The organism is Thermobaculum terrenum ATCC BAA-798 (assembly GCF_000025005.1).
GTDB lineage: Bacteria > Chloroflexota > Chloroflexia > Thermobaculales > Thermobaculaceae > Thermobaculum > Thermobaculum terrenum.
The window spans coordinates 1,997,734-2,014,577 of the sequence record NC_013525.1 but is presented as its reverse complement, the minus strand read 5'-3'; the positions used below and the strand labels follow the sequence as shown (position 1 = coordinate 2,014,577).

The 16,844-nt window shown below is 46.0% G+C and carries 14 protein-coding genes; 12 read left to right on the top strand and 2 right to left on the bottom strand.

Features of this window, described 5'->3' with window-relative positions:
* Nucleotides 1-139: 139 nt before the first annotated feature.
* On the top strand, nucleotides 140-1,519 hold the full coding sequence (locus TTER_RS09510) for an O-antigen ligase family protein (protein ID WP_012875806.1): 1,380 nt from the start codon (nucleotides 140-142) through the stop codon (nucleotides 1,517-1,519).
* Here the strand turns inward: TTER_RS09510 and ispE are convergent.
* Nucleotides 1,485-2,351 (bottom strand): 4-(cytidine 5'-diphospho)-2-C-methyl-D-erythritol kinase, encoded by an 867-nt coding sequence (gene ispE, locus TTER_RS14850; protein WP_012875805.1) that lies wholly within the window; start codon nucleotides 2,349-2,351, stop codon nucleotides 1,485-1,487. The genes TTER_RS09510 and ispE overlap by 35 nt on opposite strands.
* The gene (rsmA, locus tag TTER_RS09500; RefSeq protein WP_012875804.1) at nucleotides 2,324-3,190 is read right to left on the bottom strand and encodes a 16S rRNA (adenine(1518)-N(6)/adenine(1519)-N(6))-dimethyltransferase RsmA; all 867 of its coding nucleotides are present in this window, start codon (nucleotides 3,188-3,190) and stop codon (nucleotides 2,324-2,326) included. Before rsmA ends, ispE begins: the two co-directional genes overlap by 28 nt.
* Before the next feature lie 181 nt (nucleotides 3,191-3,371).
* On the opposite strand from rsmA, the gene TTER_RS09495 reads away from it, so the two are divergent.
* The 11 genes from TTER_RS09495 to TTER_RS16270 all read left to right on the top strand — a co-directional run bounded on the left by TTER_RS09495 (nucleotide 3,372) and on the right by TTER_RS16270 (nucleotide 16,816).
* Nucleotides 3,372-4,514 carry a glycosyltransferase family 4 protein gene (locus TTER_RS09495; RefSeq protein ID WP_169302664.1) on the top strand — a complete coding sequence of 381 codons (1,143 nt, stop codon included), beginning with the start codon at nucleotides 3,372-3,374 and terminating at the stop codon, nucleotides 4,512-4,514.
* On the top strand, nucleotides 4,507-5,091 hold the full coding sequence (locus tag TTER_RS09490; RefSeq protein WP_012875802.1) for a CDP-alcohol phosphatidyltransferase family protein: 585 nt from the start codon (nucleotides 4,507-4,509) through the stop codon (nucleotides 5,089-5,091). Before TTER_RS09495 ends, TTER_RS09490 begins: the two co-directional genes overlap by 8 nt.
* Before the next feature lie 23 nt (nucleotides 5,092-5,114).
* Nucleotides 5,115-6,068 (top strand): 2-phospho-L-lactate transferase, encoded by a 954-nt coding sequence (gene cofD / locus TTER_RS09485; protein WP_012875801.1) that lies wholly within the window; start codon nucleotides 5,115-5,117, stop codon nucleotides 6,066-6,068.
* A gap of 5 nt (nucleotides 6,069-6,073) precedes the next feature.
* Nucleotides 6,074-6,757, top strand: a complete 684-nt coding sequence (cofC, locus tag TTER_RS09480; RefSeq protein ID WP_041424445.1) for a 2-phospho-L-lactate guanylyltransferase — start codon at nucleotides 6,074-6,076, stop codon at nucleotides 6,755-6,757.
* A gap of 5 nt (nucleotides 6,758-6,762) precedes the next feature.
* Nucleotides 6,763-7,524, top strand: coding sequence for a coenzyme F420-0:L-glutamate ligase (gene cofE, locus TTER_RS09475; RefSeq protein WP_012875799.1), 762 nt, complete (start codon nucleotides 6,763-6,765; stop codon nucleotides 7,522-7,524).
* A gap of 18 nt (nucleotides 7,525-7,542) precedes the next feature.
* Nucleotides 7,543-8,550, top strand: coding sequence for a TIGR03557 family F420-dependent LLM class oxidoreductase (locus TTER_RS09470; protein ID WP_012875798.1), 1,008 nt, complete (start codon nucleotides 7,543-7,545; stop codon nucleotides 8,548-8,550).
* Nucleotides 8,551-8,722: 172 nt separating this feature from the next.
* Nucleotides 8,723-10,678: a glycosyltransferase family 39 protein gene (locus TTER_RS09465; RefSeq protein WP_012875797.1), complete on the top strand. Its 1,956-nt coding sequence runs from the start codon at nucleotides 8,723-8,725 to the stop codon at nucleotides 10,676-10,678.
* A gap of 91 nt (nucleotides 10,679-10,769) precedes the next feature.
* Complete coding sequence (locus TTER_RS09460; RefSeq protein WP_041424444.1) at nucleotides 10,770-12,716, top strand: glycosyltransferase family 39 protein; 1,947 nt, start codon at nucleotides 10,770-10,772, stop codon at nucleotides 12,714-12,716.
* Nucleotides 12,717-12,891: 175 nt separating this feature from the next.
* Nucleotides 12,892-14,895, top strand: a complete 2,004-nt coding sequence (locus tag TTER_RS09455) for an ArnT family glycosyltransferase (protein ID WP_012875795.1) — start codon at nucleotides 12,892-12,894, stop codon at nucleotides 14,893-14,895.
* Nucleotides 14,896-14,907: 12 nt separating this feature from the next.
* Nucleotides 14,908-15,771 carry a TIGR03560 family F420-dependent LLM class oxidoreductase gene (locus TTER_RS09450; RefSeq protein WP_012875794.1) on the top strand — a complete coding sequence of 288 codons (864 nt, stop codon included), beginning with the start codon at nucleotides 14,908-14,910 and terminating at the stop codon, nucleotides 15,769-15,771.
* Nucleotides 15,764-16,816 carry a TIGR03668 family PPOX class F420-dependent oxidoreductase gene (locus TTER_RS16270; RefSeq protein ID WP_012875793.1) on the top strand — a complete coding sequence of 351 codons (1,053 nt, stop codon included), beginning with the start codon at nucleotides 15,764-15,766 and terminating at the stop codon, nucleotides 16,814-16,816. The genes TTER_RS09450 and TTER_RS16270 overlap by 8 nt, the downstream gene beginning before the upstream one ends.
* The last annotated feature ends 28 nt before the right edge of the window (nucleotides 16,817-16,844 follow it).

Here is a 16,844-nt window from a genome sequence, read left to right as displayed (position 1 = left end):
TGATCTGCTGCTATAAATTCAGGACTCTGTCATTGTATAGTTATTCTAATTGGGGAACAAAATTATCCTTTGAAGGGATCAATAGAGGCAGAGGGAGGGTAACCTGAGGGGATCAAGTACTCAGTATGAGCCTATAGGCTTGATAGCGAGTCCCAGCTATATACCTATGATAGCTTTGGGGCTAATAATAGTAGGTGTGTTTGCTTTCCTGCTTCTACCTGCTTTGCTGGCTGTGCCGCTTTCTCTATTATGCTTCCTGACAGTATGTGCAACGGTGCCCTATATAGGCCTGGTGTGGGTGTTGATCTCGGTGATATTTCACTTCCTAGTGAGGAAGCATATATTCTCATTCGATGTGTCTATTGCCGATGTATCATTACTCGCGGCTACCTTAGGGGTTATTGGTAGAGGATATTGGTATGGATTGGTGGATGCCCCTGAGCTATCCGTTATATTTGGGCGATTAAGACGCTCCCCTTATCTTATTCCTGCTCTAATACTGGTAGTAGAGGCTAGCTTTCATTTGATGAGATCGGTGATGAGTCCTGCTCCCGGGAGCAGCATGGTGGTTGCCCTGAGAGCATATACCCTGCTTGTTGAGCCCATATCTGTCTACATACTAGCATTGTTAAGCTTTAGGCATAGGCAGAACATAAATTGGATACTAGATATGCTTTTACTGGCAGGACTGCTGGTAGCATTGGGTGCGATCTATCAGGCTGGCAGAGACATTCTCGCTGGTGAACTGTTCAGGACTAGAAGCTTCTTCAATCATCCAAATACCCTAGGACTTTTTCTAAGCAGGATGATACCTTTCTATGCTGCTTTATGCTTGTTGATGGATGGACAGTGGTTGAGGAGATTCCTGTATGGATCTGTGGTCGTATTAATGGGGCTAGCATTACTGCTCTCAGGATCTCGTGGAGGCTTCCTTGGTGTGCTAGCTGCGCTGATTTTGTTGGCTGTGATCTTACGGCGCTTCAGATGGCTTATACCCGTGGGGTTGGGAGCTGTTGTGATCTTGCTGATCATGACTTTGGCTGGCGAGAGCAGGTTTGGAGCCCTACTTGATCTTGGGAGTGGATCAGCCGACACACGATGGAGGATCTGGAGGGCAGCTTTTGAGCAGATAATAGCGCATCCTCTTCTTGGTATAGGAATAGGCAATGTAGCATGGTTGGTCAAGTATGTCCCTAGAGAAAGGTTGGTGGGGGCCGAAATCGTTGACGCTCATAACTTCCTGCTGGATTTCTGGTCAAAACTGGGAGCAGTAGGGTTGGGTTCATTGCTTGCATTATTGCTCATTTTCTATCTCCTTGCATGGGATAGCTATAAACATAAAAACGGATCGTACAGGGCGATAGCATTGGCAGCTATATGCTCAATGACCGCTGCTGTGGTACATGGATTAGTGGATGCTTTTTACTTTGGTGTGCCGATAGCTGTATTCTTTTGGTTCTTACTTGGGGTAGTGGAAGTAACTGCTACAAGTCCTGATATTCCCTCGCAACGGGAGTAGATCTTACCAGAAAAGATTGCCCATCTAGTTGTCGCAAGTCCTCTAGTAACTTTTTACCAACTTGGAATGATTCTACTATGGTATAGAGCGTTGGGCCGGCACCACTCAGCACCCATGCCTGATGCGTGATCTCTTGAAGGGCATCATGGCGCCGTGCTAATTGTGGCCATACCCTGACAGCTGCAGGAAATAGAGAATTATATAGATCAGCGTTGGTTATCTGCTGACCTGCCGCTATCTTACGCGACAGTTGGACTGTAAAAGTACCGTCGGTGTATTCACGTGGTTGCAGTGCGGCAAATACTCGCTGTGTCTTCCTTTCTAGCCTGAAAGGTGGTACGTGTAACAGAAAGTAGTATTCCCTTCTATAAGGTAGAGGGCTTATTTTATCTCCTCTATCTCTGCCAACTGCCGTACCTCCGTACAGGAAAAACGGCACATCCGCTCCTAGGCTGGAGGCTATAGTAAGCAGATGCTCGTGGGATAGGTGTAGGTTGCATAACTTATTTACAGCTTCAAGGGTTGAGGCGGCGTCGGAACTGCCACCTCCAAGACCTGCTCCTGAGGGAATGCCCTTGCGGAGAATTATATCTATGCCACACTCCTTAGACCTCAGAAGCATCTTGGCTGCAGTATGCACTATATTGTCTTCTCCTGTTGGGGCGTTGCCATCTACAAGCAGCCTTATACATGAGGATTGATTGGGTTTCAAAATCAACTCATCCCCAAGGCTCACAGTCTGGAAGATAGTTGCGAGGTCGTGATAGCCGTCGGGCCTTCTCCCTAGTACCTCTAGGCAGAGGTTTATCTTACAGTAGGATAGGATTCGCATTCCATTAGTTGTCTGCAAATTCTTGCCCAATCCTCTAGCGTTAGTTGTTCTGCTCTGACATTATGATCGATGGATGCTTTATCCAAAAGGGTAGCAATTCTGCTCTTGGGTAGGTTGAGGCTAGAAGACAATGAATTAAGCAAGCTTTTGCGCTTTTGTGCAAAGCCTGCAGATACTATTCTGAAATATATATCTGACGGAATGTCGGGGAAAAGTGGGTGTTCTCTTACCCTCAGTCTAAGTACGGCAGAATCAACCTCCGGAGGAGGGATAAAAGCCGTGCGTCGAACTAAGGTCACCATCTCCGGAATAGCGTAATACTGTACAGATACCGCTAACAGGCTCATCTTAGGAGGTGTAGCTGTTATTCTTTCAGCTACCTCTTTCTGAACCATTATGATCACAAGAGAAGGACTGGGCTGAATCTCCAGAAATCTTCTGATGGCGTGGGAAGTAATATAGTACGGTAGATTACCTATAATCTTGTAATTCTTCTCTATCCCACACAATTCGGCTACTAACTGAGGATGCTCTATCTCAAGTATGTTCCCCTGTACTATGTGTATGTTGGGGTACTGAGCCAATTCCTGCCTGAGAATTTGCACCAGGGTTTCATCAAGCTCTATTGCCACTACGCATCTTGCAGCTGCTAGATGGCGAGTTAGTACGCCGGTACCAGGACCAATCTCAAGGATAGTATCTTGCGGTGTGATTTCTGAGGCTTGCAAGATAGTTCTGAGCACTTTTGGACTTATCAAGAAGTTCTGACCAAGACCCTTTTTAGGGTATAGTCCATACTTCTTCAATATGAGTCTGGGGTCGTGAAAGTTGTTGTTCACGGAGTGGGATTATAGCAGTCGCGTTGATCAGGAACAAATCTGTTATCCTTGATGGGCGATATTGGCTCAAAAACTTGTATAGTATTGGCAGCAATATAGACAGTACTAGTGAGGGTTAGTATAACTTCAAGCAATGAAGATAGCTTTGGTATCGCCTTATGACTTTGCTACATACGGAGGCGTGAATCAACATATACTCCACCTTAAGAGGGAGTTTCAGAAGCATGGGCATAGAGTGTCCATAATCGCTCCGGTATCGGACTCGGGGGTGGAATTGAATATACCTGACTTCTATGGATTTGGTGGAGTTGTACCAATATCGCTCAATGGATCAGTTGCCAGGCTGAGTTTCTCGCTTGATCTGAGGTGGAAGATAAAGCTTTTAATGGAGCGTGAGAGGTTTGATATCGTACATCTGCAGGAGCCATTGATACCTGCCCTCCCTCTCATGGTGTTACAGTACTCTCGCTCCATCAATATTGGGACTTTTCATGCTTATGCTGAGAGTAGTCTAGGATATTTCTACGCTCGACCAGTGCTGCAGAGGTTCTTTAATAAGCTGGATGGTTTAATAGCTGTCTCAGAACCTGCCAAGGAATTCGCATCTCAGTATTTCGACGGAGAGTTCCATATAATACCCAATGGGGTGGATGTGCAGGCTTTTTCACGTCACGTGGCTCCTGTTAAGGAGCTTATGGATGGTAGACCGAATATTTTGTTCCTGGGCAGATTCGAGGAGGAGCGTAAGGGATTCAAGTACGCCCTGAAGTCCTTAAGATGGGTCAAACACTTCTTTCCAGATATAAGGCTAGTGGTAGCTGGGAAGGGAGATCCAGATAAATTCTGGTCACGTATTCAGAAATACCACATAGAAGATAACGTCAGGTTTGTAGGAGTAATATCCGATGAGGAGAGGCCAGCCTACATGAGGAGCTGTAAGCTTCTGATAGCTCCTAGTACGCACGGGGAGAGTCAGGGAATAGTACTATTAGAAGCTATGGCAGCAGGTTTGCCAGTTGTGGCTGGCAACATACCTGGGTACGCGAGTGTGGTAACTAATGGCCAGGAGGGTTTCCTTGTGCCCCCTGAGGATGAGCACACGCTAGCGTTGGCTATAGTAAGGTTATTGTCTGACGAGGCCTTGAGAAATCAGATGGGAAATGCGGGGAGGCGTAAAGCCAACGATTATAGCTGGCCTAAGATAGCTAACCAGCTATTAGAGTTTTATTCTCGTGTTAGAAGGGAGAAGATGGAAGAAGAGGCAAAGATTTCTGGTAGATCCAAGTTTGTGAGCATGGTTTTACGGAAGGTGAAAGGTGCTTAGTAGCTGGCTAGGCGACAGGGTGCGTGCATCGGCCCTGATCGTCGGTAAAGTAATTGCAAGGACAGGTGTCTCCCCAAACACCTTAACAGTATTGGGCCTGCTGCTGAATGTGTTGGTAGCACTGTTACTGGCATGGGGATATTTCTTGCCAGGAGGGTTACTGGCACTTGTGGCCGGAAGCTTTGATATGCTCGATGGTGCTGTCGCCAGAAGCGCAAACAAGAGCTCAATATTTGGTGGTTTTTTGGATTCAACTTTGGATCGTTACTCCGAGGCCGTCATGCTTTTTGGCCTGCTAGTATTCTACGTGCGCGATGGCAGCTCCATGAGCGCTATCCTTTTGATCTATGCTACGATAGTAGGTAGCTTGATGATCAGTTATGCGCGAGCTAGAGCTGAGGCCGCAGGATTAAAGAATGAAGCCGGTATACTCGCGCGACCCGAAAGGGTGATATTGCTATCCTTTTTCTTGATACTGGGCAAGCCAGTTTGGGCTTTATGGGTACTTGCAATAGGTACTAACCTGACAGCCTTGCAAAGGATATATCACGTTTACAGGATAACTAACAGGAAGTAATAGATCTGCTAGGAGAGTAAGGCATGATCGTGGCTCTGGCTGGAGGGGTTGGAGGTGCCAAACTGGCTCATGGTCTGGCTCTCAGTATACCTCCTGAGGACCTCACGGTAGTTATAAACACTGCTGATGATTTTCGCCTTTATGGTCTGTATATATCTCCCGATATCGATACCGTAATGTATACCTTAGCAGGGATAGCCAATCCCCAAACTGGCTGGGGAGTGCAGGGAGATACTACGAATGCTCTTGAGATGATAGCAAGATATGGCAGAGATACTTGGTTCCTAATAGGCGATAGGGACTTGGCTACTCATGTGCTCAGAACGGAACTACTTAGTAGTGGTAGAACAATTACCCAGGTGACCAGTGAACTGGCGACTGCTCTAGGGGTTCGATCCAAATTGCTACCCATGTGTAACGAACCAGTATCGACGACAATCTTTGCTACTGATGGAAGAGTGCTCGAATTTCAGGAGTACTTTGTAAGATATAGGCACGAGCCCGAGGTAGCTAGGGTAGAGTTTGCTGGTATAGATCGTGCTCAAGCTACACAGGAGGTGCTAGCGGCTATAAGGTCTGCGGAGTTTATAGTTTTCTGCCCCTCTAATCCTTTTGTGAGTATTGGACCAATCCTCAACGTTAGAGGTATTAGAGGGGCTATAGATGCAAGTTCTGCGCCGAAGGTGGCTGTGAGTCCTATTGTAGGGGGTAGCGCTATCAAGGGACCTGCTGCAGATATGATGCGTTCTATGGGGTTTGAAGTTTCCCCGCTGGGGATCGCTAAGTATTACAGAGGCATCGTGAATGGCATTGTTATAGATAATATCGATGCTGATCTGGAAGAAAACGTGAGATCTCTTGGGTTATCAGTATTGGTGACCAATACGATAATGAATACCGTAGAAGATCGCCAGCGTTTAGCACGAGAGCTGTTAGCATTTGGTAGTAAGCTAATGTCAGAAGTTTCTGTAAGTTGAGTGCTATGAACATAGCTGTACTTGTACCCGTAAAGAAATTAGATAAAGCTAAGATGAGGATGGCTGATACTCTGGACAGAAGCCAGAGGCGTCAGCTCATGATGGTCACCCTGCGTAGGGTGCTATCGGCTTTGCAGAAAGCTCAGATTGGTGATGTTTATTTGGTAGCAAGTGATCCACAGGTCAAAAACATAGCCTGTGACTTATGTGTCAAGTTCATTCCGGACCAGGGAGATGAGCTTAATCCTTCTCTAGAGTTGGCCAGGGGTGAGCTATGCCAGAACTATGATGCATTGCTTGTTGTGTTTGGCGATCTTCCGATGATATCCGATAAGGATATAAAGACGATCGTCAGGCTGGGTTCGAGCAAACCCTCTTGTGTAATAGCGCCAGACAAGCGGAACGTTGGTACCAATGTGCTATTCTTGCATCCGCCCTATCTTTTGCCCTTTACATTTGGCGGTAATAGTTATGAGCGTTTTCGCAGCAACTGTGAAAAGCTTGGAGTGCAGTTTTTGGTGTACCAATCTCAGAATACAGCCTTAGATCTGGATTATCCTCAAGACATACTAGACTTGGCAGCGCTGCGGGGTCACAAGATAAGCGGTCTAGAGGAGATCTTAGATCCCGGGGTTTTAGCGCAGATCTCGCAGGTCACCAGTATGTCGGGAGCTAAGATGGGAGCCTAGGTAAGTTGGATACGCTAACCTCTTTGCAGATAATACCTGTTCCTGGTATACCTGAGGTCCAGCCTGGCGATGACCTTGCTGAGGTAATTTGGTCAACACTTAATCAGAACAACCTGGTCCTTCAAGAGGGGGACATCCTGGTAATCGCTCACAAGGTGGTTAGCAAATCCGAAGGACGCCTTGTGGACCTCCAATCAGTGGTGCCTTCAGATCTCGCAAGACGTTATGCTGAGCAGTACGGCAAGGATCCTCGACATGTAGAGGTTGTGCTTCGAGAGAGTAACCGCATAGTGCGTATGGATAGAGGCATTATTATTTCTGAGACCCGGCATGGATTCGTGTGCGCTAATGCGGGCGTAGATGCTTCTAATGTCAGAGGAGAAGAGTGTGTATGCCTCCTACCCTTGGATCCGGATGCCTCAGCCAGATCTATAGGAAAGCGTTTGGAGGAGCGCACTGGTTTCCACTTACCAGTGATCATCACCGACTCCTTTGGCAGGCCTTGGAGAAGCGGTATAGTAAATGTAGCTATTGGTGTTTATGGCATGTCCCCTGTTGCTGACTATAGAGGACAGGCTGACATATATGGTAGAGATCTAGTTGTAACTGTGATGGCAATAGCGGACGAGATAGCCAGTGCTGCAGAACTGGTAATGGGTAAGTTGAGCGCTGTGCCCGTAGCTATAGTTAGAGGATATCCTTATGAGCAAAGTGAGGGATACGCAAGATCCCTAGTAATGCCCGCAGAGCGTGATCTATTCAGGTGATTTTTTAGGAGGTTGGTTATGGGAGTTATAGGCTACGCTGCTATGTTTGAGCAGTTTCATCCTACTGACCTGCTGAAGTGGTGTCAGCTGGCCGAGGATGTAGGCTTTACTTCAGTGATGGCATCAGATCATTTTCATCCCTGGACTCCGCAGCAAGGCCAGAGCGCTTTTGTATGGTCCTGGATGGGTGCTCTAGGTGTTCAGACTTCTCTAAGATTTGGCACCGGAGTAACACCACCAGGGTATAGATATCATCCTGCGATCGTTGCTCAAGCTGCTGCTACTTTAGAAGCTATGTTCCCTGGCAGGTTCTGGCTTGGCTTGGGTGCGGGTGAAGCGCTGAACGAGCACATTGTGGCTGAGTACTGGCCCGAGCCGGCGATTCGTCTAGAGAAGCTGATGGAGTCGATCGAGGTGATCCAGAAACTGTTTACAGGTAAACCTGTAAAGTATCAAGGTAAACATATCAGGATGGAGACCGCCAAACTGTATACCCTGCCGGAAACTCCTCCCCCTATCTATGTAGCTACCTCTGGTCCTATTATGAGCGAGCGTACAGGACGCATGGTAGATGGTATCATCACCGTAGGTGCAGCAGATGAGAAGATCAAGATGCTGCTAGGCAGGTTCGAGAAGGGGGCTCGGGAAGCAGGCAAGGATCCATCCAAGATGCCCAAGATAATCCAGCTGCATGTATCCTGGGCTGAGTCTCAAGAAGCTGCGATGGAGCAAGCGATTAAGGAATGGCCCAACGGCGGTATGAACTTCCCCAAGCAGGATATACGCAATCCCGAAGACTTCGAGGCTATGGCCAAGCTAGTAAGACCTGAGAACTTCAAGGGTAGAGTACTAATATCTGCCGATCTGGAGGAGCACCGAGAACATATACAACACTTCATTGACCTTGGATTTACTGAGGTCTACGTACATAATGTTGGTCGTAATCAAGAGCAGTTCATAAAGGAGTTCGGAAAGAAGGTTATTCCAAATCTACATTGGCCTGAGTATCAAGCAGTCCCATCCTAATCACCTGCTTGATTCAAGTGAATTCTGGGAATATATCATAAAGTTGGCTATGACTCCTCACAGAGTGAGGAGTCTTTTTGTATGCCCTAAACGTGGGGTGTATTGCTGTATTGGTATAATGATCAGGCTCGTTTACTTGTCCCTTAGCAAGGCGTAATCCTTTGGAGGTAGAGTGTCTAAAGACTCTGGACAGTATACTCTCTCGAAGAACCTCATCCTTGATCTAGCTATCATCATACTAGTAGTCCTAATATGCAGCTTGCCGGTATTGTACTGGTTTGGGCGTAACTGGAGGTTAGCCCAGGACCCAGCATGGTACATACTGCAGGGACTCAACCTTGCTGGAGGTAGAGGGTATACCACATACGGTGATCTGCCATCTCCCCTGCGTGGCCCAGTAATGGCAATGATCATTGCCCTGATTATTAGTATTTTGGGGACCGATATTGTCAAGATAGTTTGGGTAATAAGATTGCTCTCAGCATTGTCACCAGTAATACTAGCTTTAGTTGTACGTAAGGTTGCTGGTATCTATCCTGGGATAATTGCTGGTGCTTTGACTGCGTTCTTTGGGCTCTTGTCTGTTCTTAGTATTGCGTTTACGGTTGATGCTGTACTGTTGCTCTTCTACTTGATATCCCTGTTGCTTCTCACGCATGCTGCGCGTAACGAGAGATCTTATGCTTCCTGGCTTCTCTCCGGTGTTAGCCTGGGGATTGCTATCCTAACTAAGGAAACAGCTTTAGTTGCTTTACCTTCCGCACTGCTGACATCGTTCTTGTTCGGAACTTACTGGAGTAAGCCTGCGCTTCACTACCTGGGCTTGTTAGCTATCCTTTTACCCTGGTGGGGATGGGTATATCTGCGAACTGGAGATATATATCTTGTCGATCTAGGCCAGGCTACTCTTAGCTTAGGCCTAGTGTCTGCGGCTCTTTTAATGGCTTTAGTAGCTTCGCTAGCTGGGTGGTCGTTACGTTACAGAATTCTTGCCCTTATCAGTAATAAATCTACAAGGGTTGTTCTTAGCTGGATCCTTGCGGTTATATGGTCTTTGGCTATGTTGATGCTCCTCTCTGTGAGCGTGCGTGATATAAGTAGCGATTCTCCTTTAGAGCATATAAGTAAAGATATATTGCCAAACCTAAAATTATGGTTTTTCTATCCCTTGGTTATTCTCTATTTCCTTTGGAGGGTCATCAGTGATGGTAGAGCCGAATGGCATCTCTATGGAACCTGCCTTTTGGTGTGGATGCCAGTTGTAGTGATCGTTTTGATGATGGGTTATGCCCCACGGCAGCTCATGGTTCCACAGGCTCTGCTGTTCGGTCTACTTGGATGCATGATCTTTGATCTCTGCACTTTGCCCTTCAAGAAAGATAGGTATTATTCTGCGTGGCTACGTATATCAGGAATATTTCTTAGTTTGATCGTATTTGCTGTAGTGGCGTTTTCAGCGCTTGCCCATGCGAGAAGCTTAGCTGAGCCACAGTCTAAGAATCTAGCAGCTTCAAGGCTTCCTTTACAAATTGACAGATCCGTTAGCCGTACCGAGAATTGGATCTCGGCTCATATACCAAGTGATGAGCCTATTACTGTTATCCTTACTGATGCTGCCAGATATCTGGATCAAGTTGCTCTCAGGGATAAGCTCTACCATAGATGGCAACAGTTCAATATACCTGTACATAACCTTGATCAGGTAAGCAACACTAATGTCTGTTCCTCAATAGAGTGTAGTAAAATTATATGGATACAACATTTACAAGAATGTAATTTTAGATTGCTATCTAGTACGGATCTATTAGAGTTCATGCAGCGCTCTGGTTCTCAGTACCTGCTATTGCCCGTTACAGAGGCCGATCAGCTTGCTGGCAGGATCTGGCAGGAGCGACTGGTAGATACTGGAGCCTTCGAGGTTGCTTACTCTGATGTAAGATCCAAGACTAGGTATTTTCAAGGATACGTGATACTTAGAGCTAGGTTTGGGGCAACTGTCAATACAGTACCTTACGCTGTAGGCAGCTCTGAGGTAGAAGGGAAACTTACCAGTTGTCTCAAGAAGGACAGAAAGGAAATGTTTTTCCCGCAAGGTAAAGCGACCGCCATACCAGAGCCTACAAACTAAATTTGGAACTTTTTCGTTTCTGGATTCGCTATTAATGCGGTGGTTTATCTGGGTTTGAGTTAGTTAGTGTTCTGCATGAATATGAGGAGTAATGTTGGAGAATCGGCATAGTAACCTGTTTGGTCGTCTTGTGGATCTATTAGTTATAGCTTTATTTAGCTTGCTTCCTCTCTACTGGTTTACACGCAATTGGATGATTTATCCGGACGGTAATCGCTACCTGCTGGAAGGTCTCAATCTATCAGGTGGCAAGGGATACGAGCTTTTCGGCGCGCCAGCTTATCCTTTACGCGGGCCTGGTATGGCTATTGTCATAGCTTCCATTATCAAGGTTGTCGGGGCTGATCTTGACAGGGTAATGTGGGGCATGCGACTGTTCTGCTTAGTAGTACCTTTTGCCCTTTATTTTATTGTGAGCAAGGTATCTGGACGCTTAGCTGGCGTGCTTGCTGCAGTGATGGTCACGTTCTTTGGCTTGCAGTCTGTTCTAACCATGGGGTTTACTGTTGACTCTGTCATGATGGCCATATATCTGTTGTCGTTACTATCCCTGCTTTGGGCCGTAGATCGTGATAGTTTGCCTCTGGGCTTCTTAGCAGGATTATTGTTGGGATTTAGCATAATCACTAAGGAGACCTCAATAGTAGGTTTGCCAATAGCGCTTCTGGCAGTGCTGTTTTTTGGTAAAGGACTATATACTCTTATACCCTACTATCTAGGCGCAGTGATTGTAGCGACACCTTGGTGGGTATGGGTCTACCAGAATACGGGACAAATATATCTGGTAAGCACAGGACAAGTAGCTATTACTCAATTTATTCCGGAGCTTATTGCTCTGGGGTGTTTATCGTTGTTAGCAATCGTTATAGCTCTGCTTCTGATTTATAGATATCGTACCCTTATCTTGCAGAAGATAAGCAGTTATAAGACTAGAAGGATAATTGCTTGGGTCATAGCTATAGCGTGGGTAGGTGTTATCACTTATATGCTCTCCAGCGGAGCTGTTTATAGCTATAAGAATTTGACTCTTGCTGAACATATAAGAGAAGACATAATACCCTTTACTCGACTGTGGTACCTATACCCTGTCTCACTTCTGTACGTTTTATGGAGGCTGCTGGTTAGGCCTAACCCCAATTGGGATTACTTTAGTGTTGTGCTTGTTACTTGGTTGCCAGCAGTAATCGTTACTGTCTTCTTTGGCTTTGCTGCGAGGCAGCTTATTGCTCCTCAGGTGTTTATTCTCGGAGCTCTTGGGTGCCTAATCGCTGATTTTATATGCTCTTTGCCACGGCTAAAGATAGCTAGATTTACTAGCAAGTTGCTCTGGGCGCTTGGATCAGTCATATTCTTGATTGTCCTAGCCTCGGGCGTTGCCCAGGCACTTGAATTTGTAACCGAGCATCGGCCTGAAGTAGCTGCTCCAGTATATGTTCACACTTATTCTCAGCAGGTGGCTAAGTGGATCAGACAGAATGTACCTAATGGTCAAACCGTGATGCTTATGACGGATAGAGGTGGAAACTATTACATAGCCGAAGTGCCTTTTCATGATGCATTGCATCATGATTGGCGGATGGTCGATCCTGTGGATTTGCAAGTCAGCTCTGCTTCGAGTCTGCGTAATCTATGTGAGCGTTTTGACTGCAGCAGTGTTTTCTGGATCGAAGAAAACACAACTACAAGGAACATAGCCTGTGACTTTAGACTAATTGGTACTGATATGGTCTCCAAGAGAATGCAAGAACTGCATTCTACTTACTTGGTACTAATGATTCAAAATGAGACGAGAAACACGGCAATTTGGTACAGGAAGCTTTTAGAGTCTAGAAAATTTCAAGAGATCTATAGTGTTTCCCCTAAGAGTAGCGATACTAGCTTTGCAGGATTTCGCGTGTTTCGAATCATTGACAGTGTATCGTTCAAGCGTCAACCCATTTATATGACTTCTAGTAGTCTTACCAGCCTTAACAGATGTTTAGGTGATCCTTCTGTAATAGAACGCTTCTTTCCTCAGGGGGTGGAGGAAATGAAATAACAGGAACCTAAGGTTTCTCGGGTGCGTCTCATTCTTCTGGAACGGCCCATAGTAGGTAGTTATTCTCCTTAGAAGACATCATGCGTCGATCTCTAGTTACAGAAAGTTTATACAAGTATATTCAAACATATAATACTTACGTATAAAATTTGGAAAATAATCCTCAGGGAGTGTTATGCGTCGCCTGCTAATCTCAAAAGTTATCTGTAGGCTTGATCTGCTCATTTGTACACTACTGGTCTTGCTAGTCAGTATACCTGCCTTGTACTGGTTTGGGCGTAATTGGAGGTTAGCCCAGGACCCAGCATGGTACATGCTGCAGGGACTCAACCTTGCCGGAGGCAGAGGGTACACCACCTACGGTGATCTGCCATCTCCCCTGCGTGGCCCAGTGATGGCAATGATTATTGCCCTGATCATTAAGTCGCTAGGGGTAGGGGCAACGAGAATCGTATGGATGATGAGGTTTATTTCTGTCCTCACTCCGGTCAGCCTTTACTTGGTTATCAAAGAGGTTAGGGGAAGGGATAGTGCTTTCTTATCAGTTATCCTATTTGCGTTCTTTGGCCTCCTTACAATGATGTTTATAGCCTTCTCCCCAGATGCTATTATGATGGCCTTCTATTTTTTGTTCCTGTATTTATTTGTGAAGAGTATAAAGTGGCGTCAAGCACTCCCAGCCTTTCTCTCCGGCCTGCTGTTGGGCTTAGCGGTTCTCACCAAGGAAACGTCTATGGTGGCTTTGTCCATTCCATTTATTGCATTTATTCTAATGCCAAATTCCGGTTTGCTTAGCTTTGTATGTTATAGTGGGTTATCTCTGGTACTTCTTCCGTGGTGGGTATGGGTATATATCAAGACTCATGAGATCTACTTAATCAATCTAGGCCAGATCAACATAAGCTCTCAGATATTTCTTCTGTCGCTAGGCGTTGCCTTGGTAATGCTAGTTATCGGAGCTCTTGCTCTGGTTATAGCTTCGAAGAGAGGGGTCTTCAGTAATATTCCTAATATCCCTATAAGCCTGAGAATTATGTTTTCTTGGCTATGCTTGTGTCTATGGGTTGTGCTTATTACATACGTGCTTATGAAAGGGGTATATGGCTACAAGGAACAGCCTCTAATTCAGCAACTAAAAACAGGTATTATTCCCTACTTAAAGCTTTGGTATCTGTATCCTCTGGCAGTGGCTTACGGCATCTGGATGGCATATAGATGTAGAGACAATTTGTTGCATCTGTTTGTGATTTCTTCGGCTACTTGGATACCCATATTTATAGTAACCGTATCGAAAGGTTACGCTGCTCGCCAGCTGATAGTTCCACAAGCTTACATATTTGCCTTCTTAGGTATGATGATTGCGGATCTTACCAAAAATACCCTTTCTTGCTCTCTTCGTAAGAGAGAAGTTACTGTAGATATTCCCAGGTTTGTGGTCTTACTCCCTCTATGGATAATCCTGCTCGGAGCTGCTGCCTTTCATCTCAGGTGGATGCTAACTTTCACTGATGATTTAAGGCGGTCGGGCTCTATATATGTTCGCCAAGCTGCGGTTAACACAGCCTCATGGCTTAGTCAAAACGTCCCCCATGGGCAGATGGTGTTTATCACATTAGACGGTACTAGCAAGATACCTGATCACTTACCAGATATTCTGGCATTTGAGGATAAACTTAATCACTACTGGAAGTCTCCTTACTATATCAGCAATATCAATCCTGACAATTATGTAAGAGCCTTATGTGCTCAAAGAAATTGTTCCAGTGTTATTTGGATAGGTCAGGATGATGGTTGCAGGTATAGAGTGTTTTCCCTTGACTATCTTCGATCTCTTATGCAAGAGCATCACAGTAGTTACCTGATTGTATTTAAGGTCAGACCTAATCCAGCGACCAGCTTTTGGGCTAATACCTTGGCTAGATCCGGCATGTTTGATGTCGTATATAACAGTAACCCCAAAGCTTACAAGACCAAACGAGACTTCCAGGGATTTGTGGTTTTCAGGTTGAAAAGTGATGCTCGTCCAGCCTCTAACTTACCCGCAGCTATTGACTCGAACTCACTCAATGAACTCAAAGCTTGTACAGCTAACAGAGTTAAGTCTATAGGTGACTTGCTTGGTAAGCAGGTAAGTATAATAGAACCACCATACAATGTGCTTTCTAATCCGGCTCGCTAAGAGGAGGTCACCTTGAACAATACACTCCCCAGACCTGGGTTTGGCATGTTTCTACGCCAAGGCGGCAGGACTTGGCCTGAGATGGTTGAGAGGTTTCAGCTAGCTGATCAACTAGGCTTTGACTATGCTTGGACGTCAGATCACTTTGTTGCTGGTGAGGATGGTCTACAGAATCGCCTTGAAGGGTGGACTCTTATCGCTGGTCTTGCACCACTCACATCTAGGATAAAGCTCGGTGTCCTGGTTTCTGGTGTTACCTTCAGGCATCCTTCGCTCCTTATGAAGGAGGCTGTTACAGTCGATCATATTAGTGGCGGTAGGGTTATCATAGGTATTGGTGCTGCTTGGCATGAAGCTGAGCATCGCATGTATGGCTTTACCCTTCCTCCTGCTGGGGTGAGGGTTGCTATGGTTGCCGAAACTTTGCAGATCATGCATAGCCTGATGACCCAGCAGTACACTACTTTCAAGGGGCGCTACTATACCTTGGAAAATGCTCCTTTTGAGCCCAAGCCTGTTCAGAAACCGCGTATCCCGATACTGGTTGGTACAAGTGGGAATAAGATGCTAGAGCTGACGGCTCGCTATGCAGATATGTGGGATACCATTGGAGATCCTGAGTTTGTAGCTGAGCGCATGCGGTTTCTGGATAGTAAGTGTAAAGAGATAGGAAGGGATCCTTCTGAAATCCGCAGGTTTATACGTGAACCTGAGGATGACAGTGTTGCGACTTCGGTCGACAAGTTTCTGGATTTCTATAACCGCTATAGATCACTTGGATTTACTGATTTCACCATAGACTTCCCAAAGAATGGGGATGTTCGTACGTTGGAGAAGATAGCAACCGAGGTTATCCCGGAGTTGAGGAATGCGTAAGTCTGAGCTCTCTCCCCAAGAGTTGGCTTTTCTGCAATCTAGACGTGTTGCTCGCCTTGCAACAGTTAGTGAGAATTGCGCTCCCAGCAATATCCCTGTCTGCTTCGTTTACAAGGATAACCGCGTCTATATTCCATTAGACGAAAAACCAAAATCCGTGGCTCCGACATATCTACGAAGAGTTAGAAACATAGTCAAAAACCCTTTAGTATCTTTGGTAGTAGACAGATATTCTGAGGACTGGGATTGTCTAGCTTACATACAGATACAGGGCAAAGCTTCTCTCCTGCATGAAGGCAGTGACTACGATGAAGCTATAGCCTACCTCAGGGCTAAGTATTCTCAATATTTGGATATGAATATCCAAGCTAACCCACTTATAGTAATTGAGCCGGAGTATTTCAATGTTTGGGGCAGAAATTTTGCTCCTGATCGCTCCGATCGTGACCTGATGACGATTATTCGAGAACGTAGATCGGTTAGATGGTTTCTGCCTGAACCGATCCCTGGAGAGCTCGTAGGAAAGATATTGGAAGCTGGCAGGTGGGCTCCATCCCCACATGGTGTACAGCCTTGGCGCTTTGTTGTGCTTACTTCAGAGAGTCGTCGTCAAGAGCTCGCAGAAGCTATGGCCGAGACTTGGCGATATCAGTTGGAGATGGATGGCCAAGAAGCGTCAGTTGTCGAACAACGTCTAGCAAAGAGCAAAGCAAGACTTATATCTGCCCCTCTGGTAGTTATACTATGTCTTTACCTCCAGGATCTGGACCGCTATCCAGATCCTGACAGGCAACAAGCAGAGGAGATAATGGCGATTCAAAGCCTTGGGGCAGCAGCTCAGAACATGCTACTTGCAGCTTATGCTCTTGGCCTAGAAGGCGGATGGATGTGCGCTCCGTTATTTTGCCCGGATACGGTTCGAGATGTCCTGCATCTGGATGCATCTCTGATTCCCCATGCTATGCTCACTTTCGGGTTTATGGCTAGGGAACCTGTTAGGAAGCCTCACAAACCTGTAGAGGACCTTGTAGTCCTGTACGATTAGCCTCTTGGTTGTATGCGGGCCATCGTGA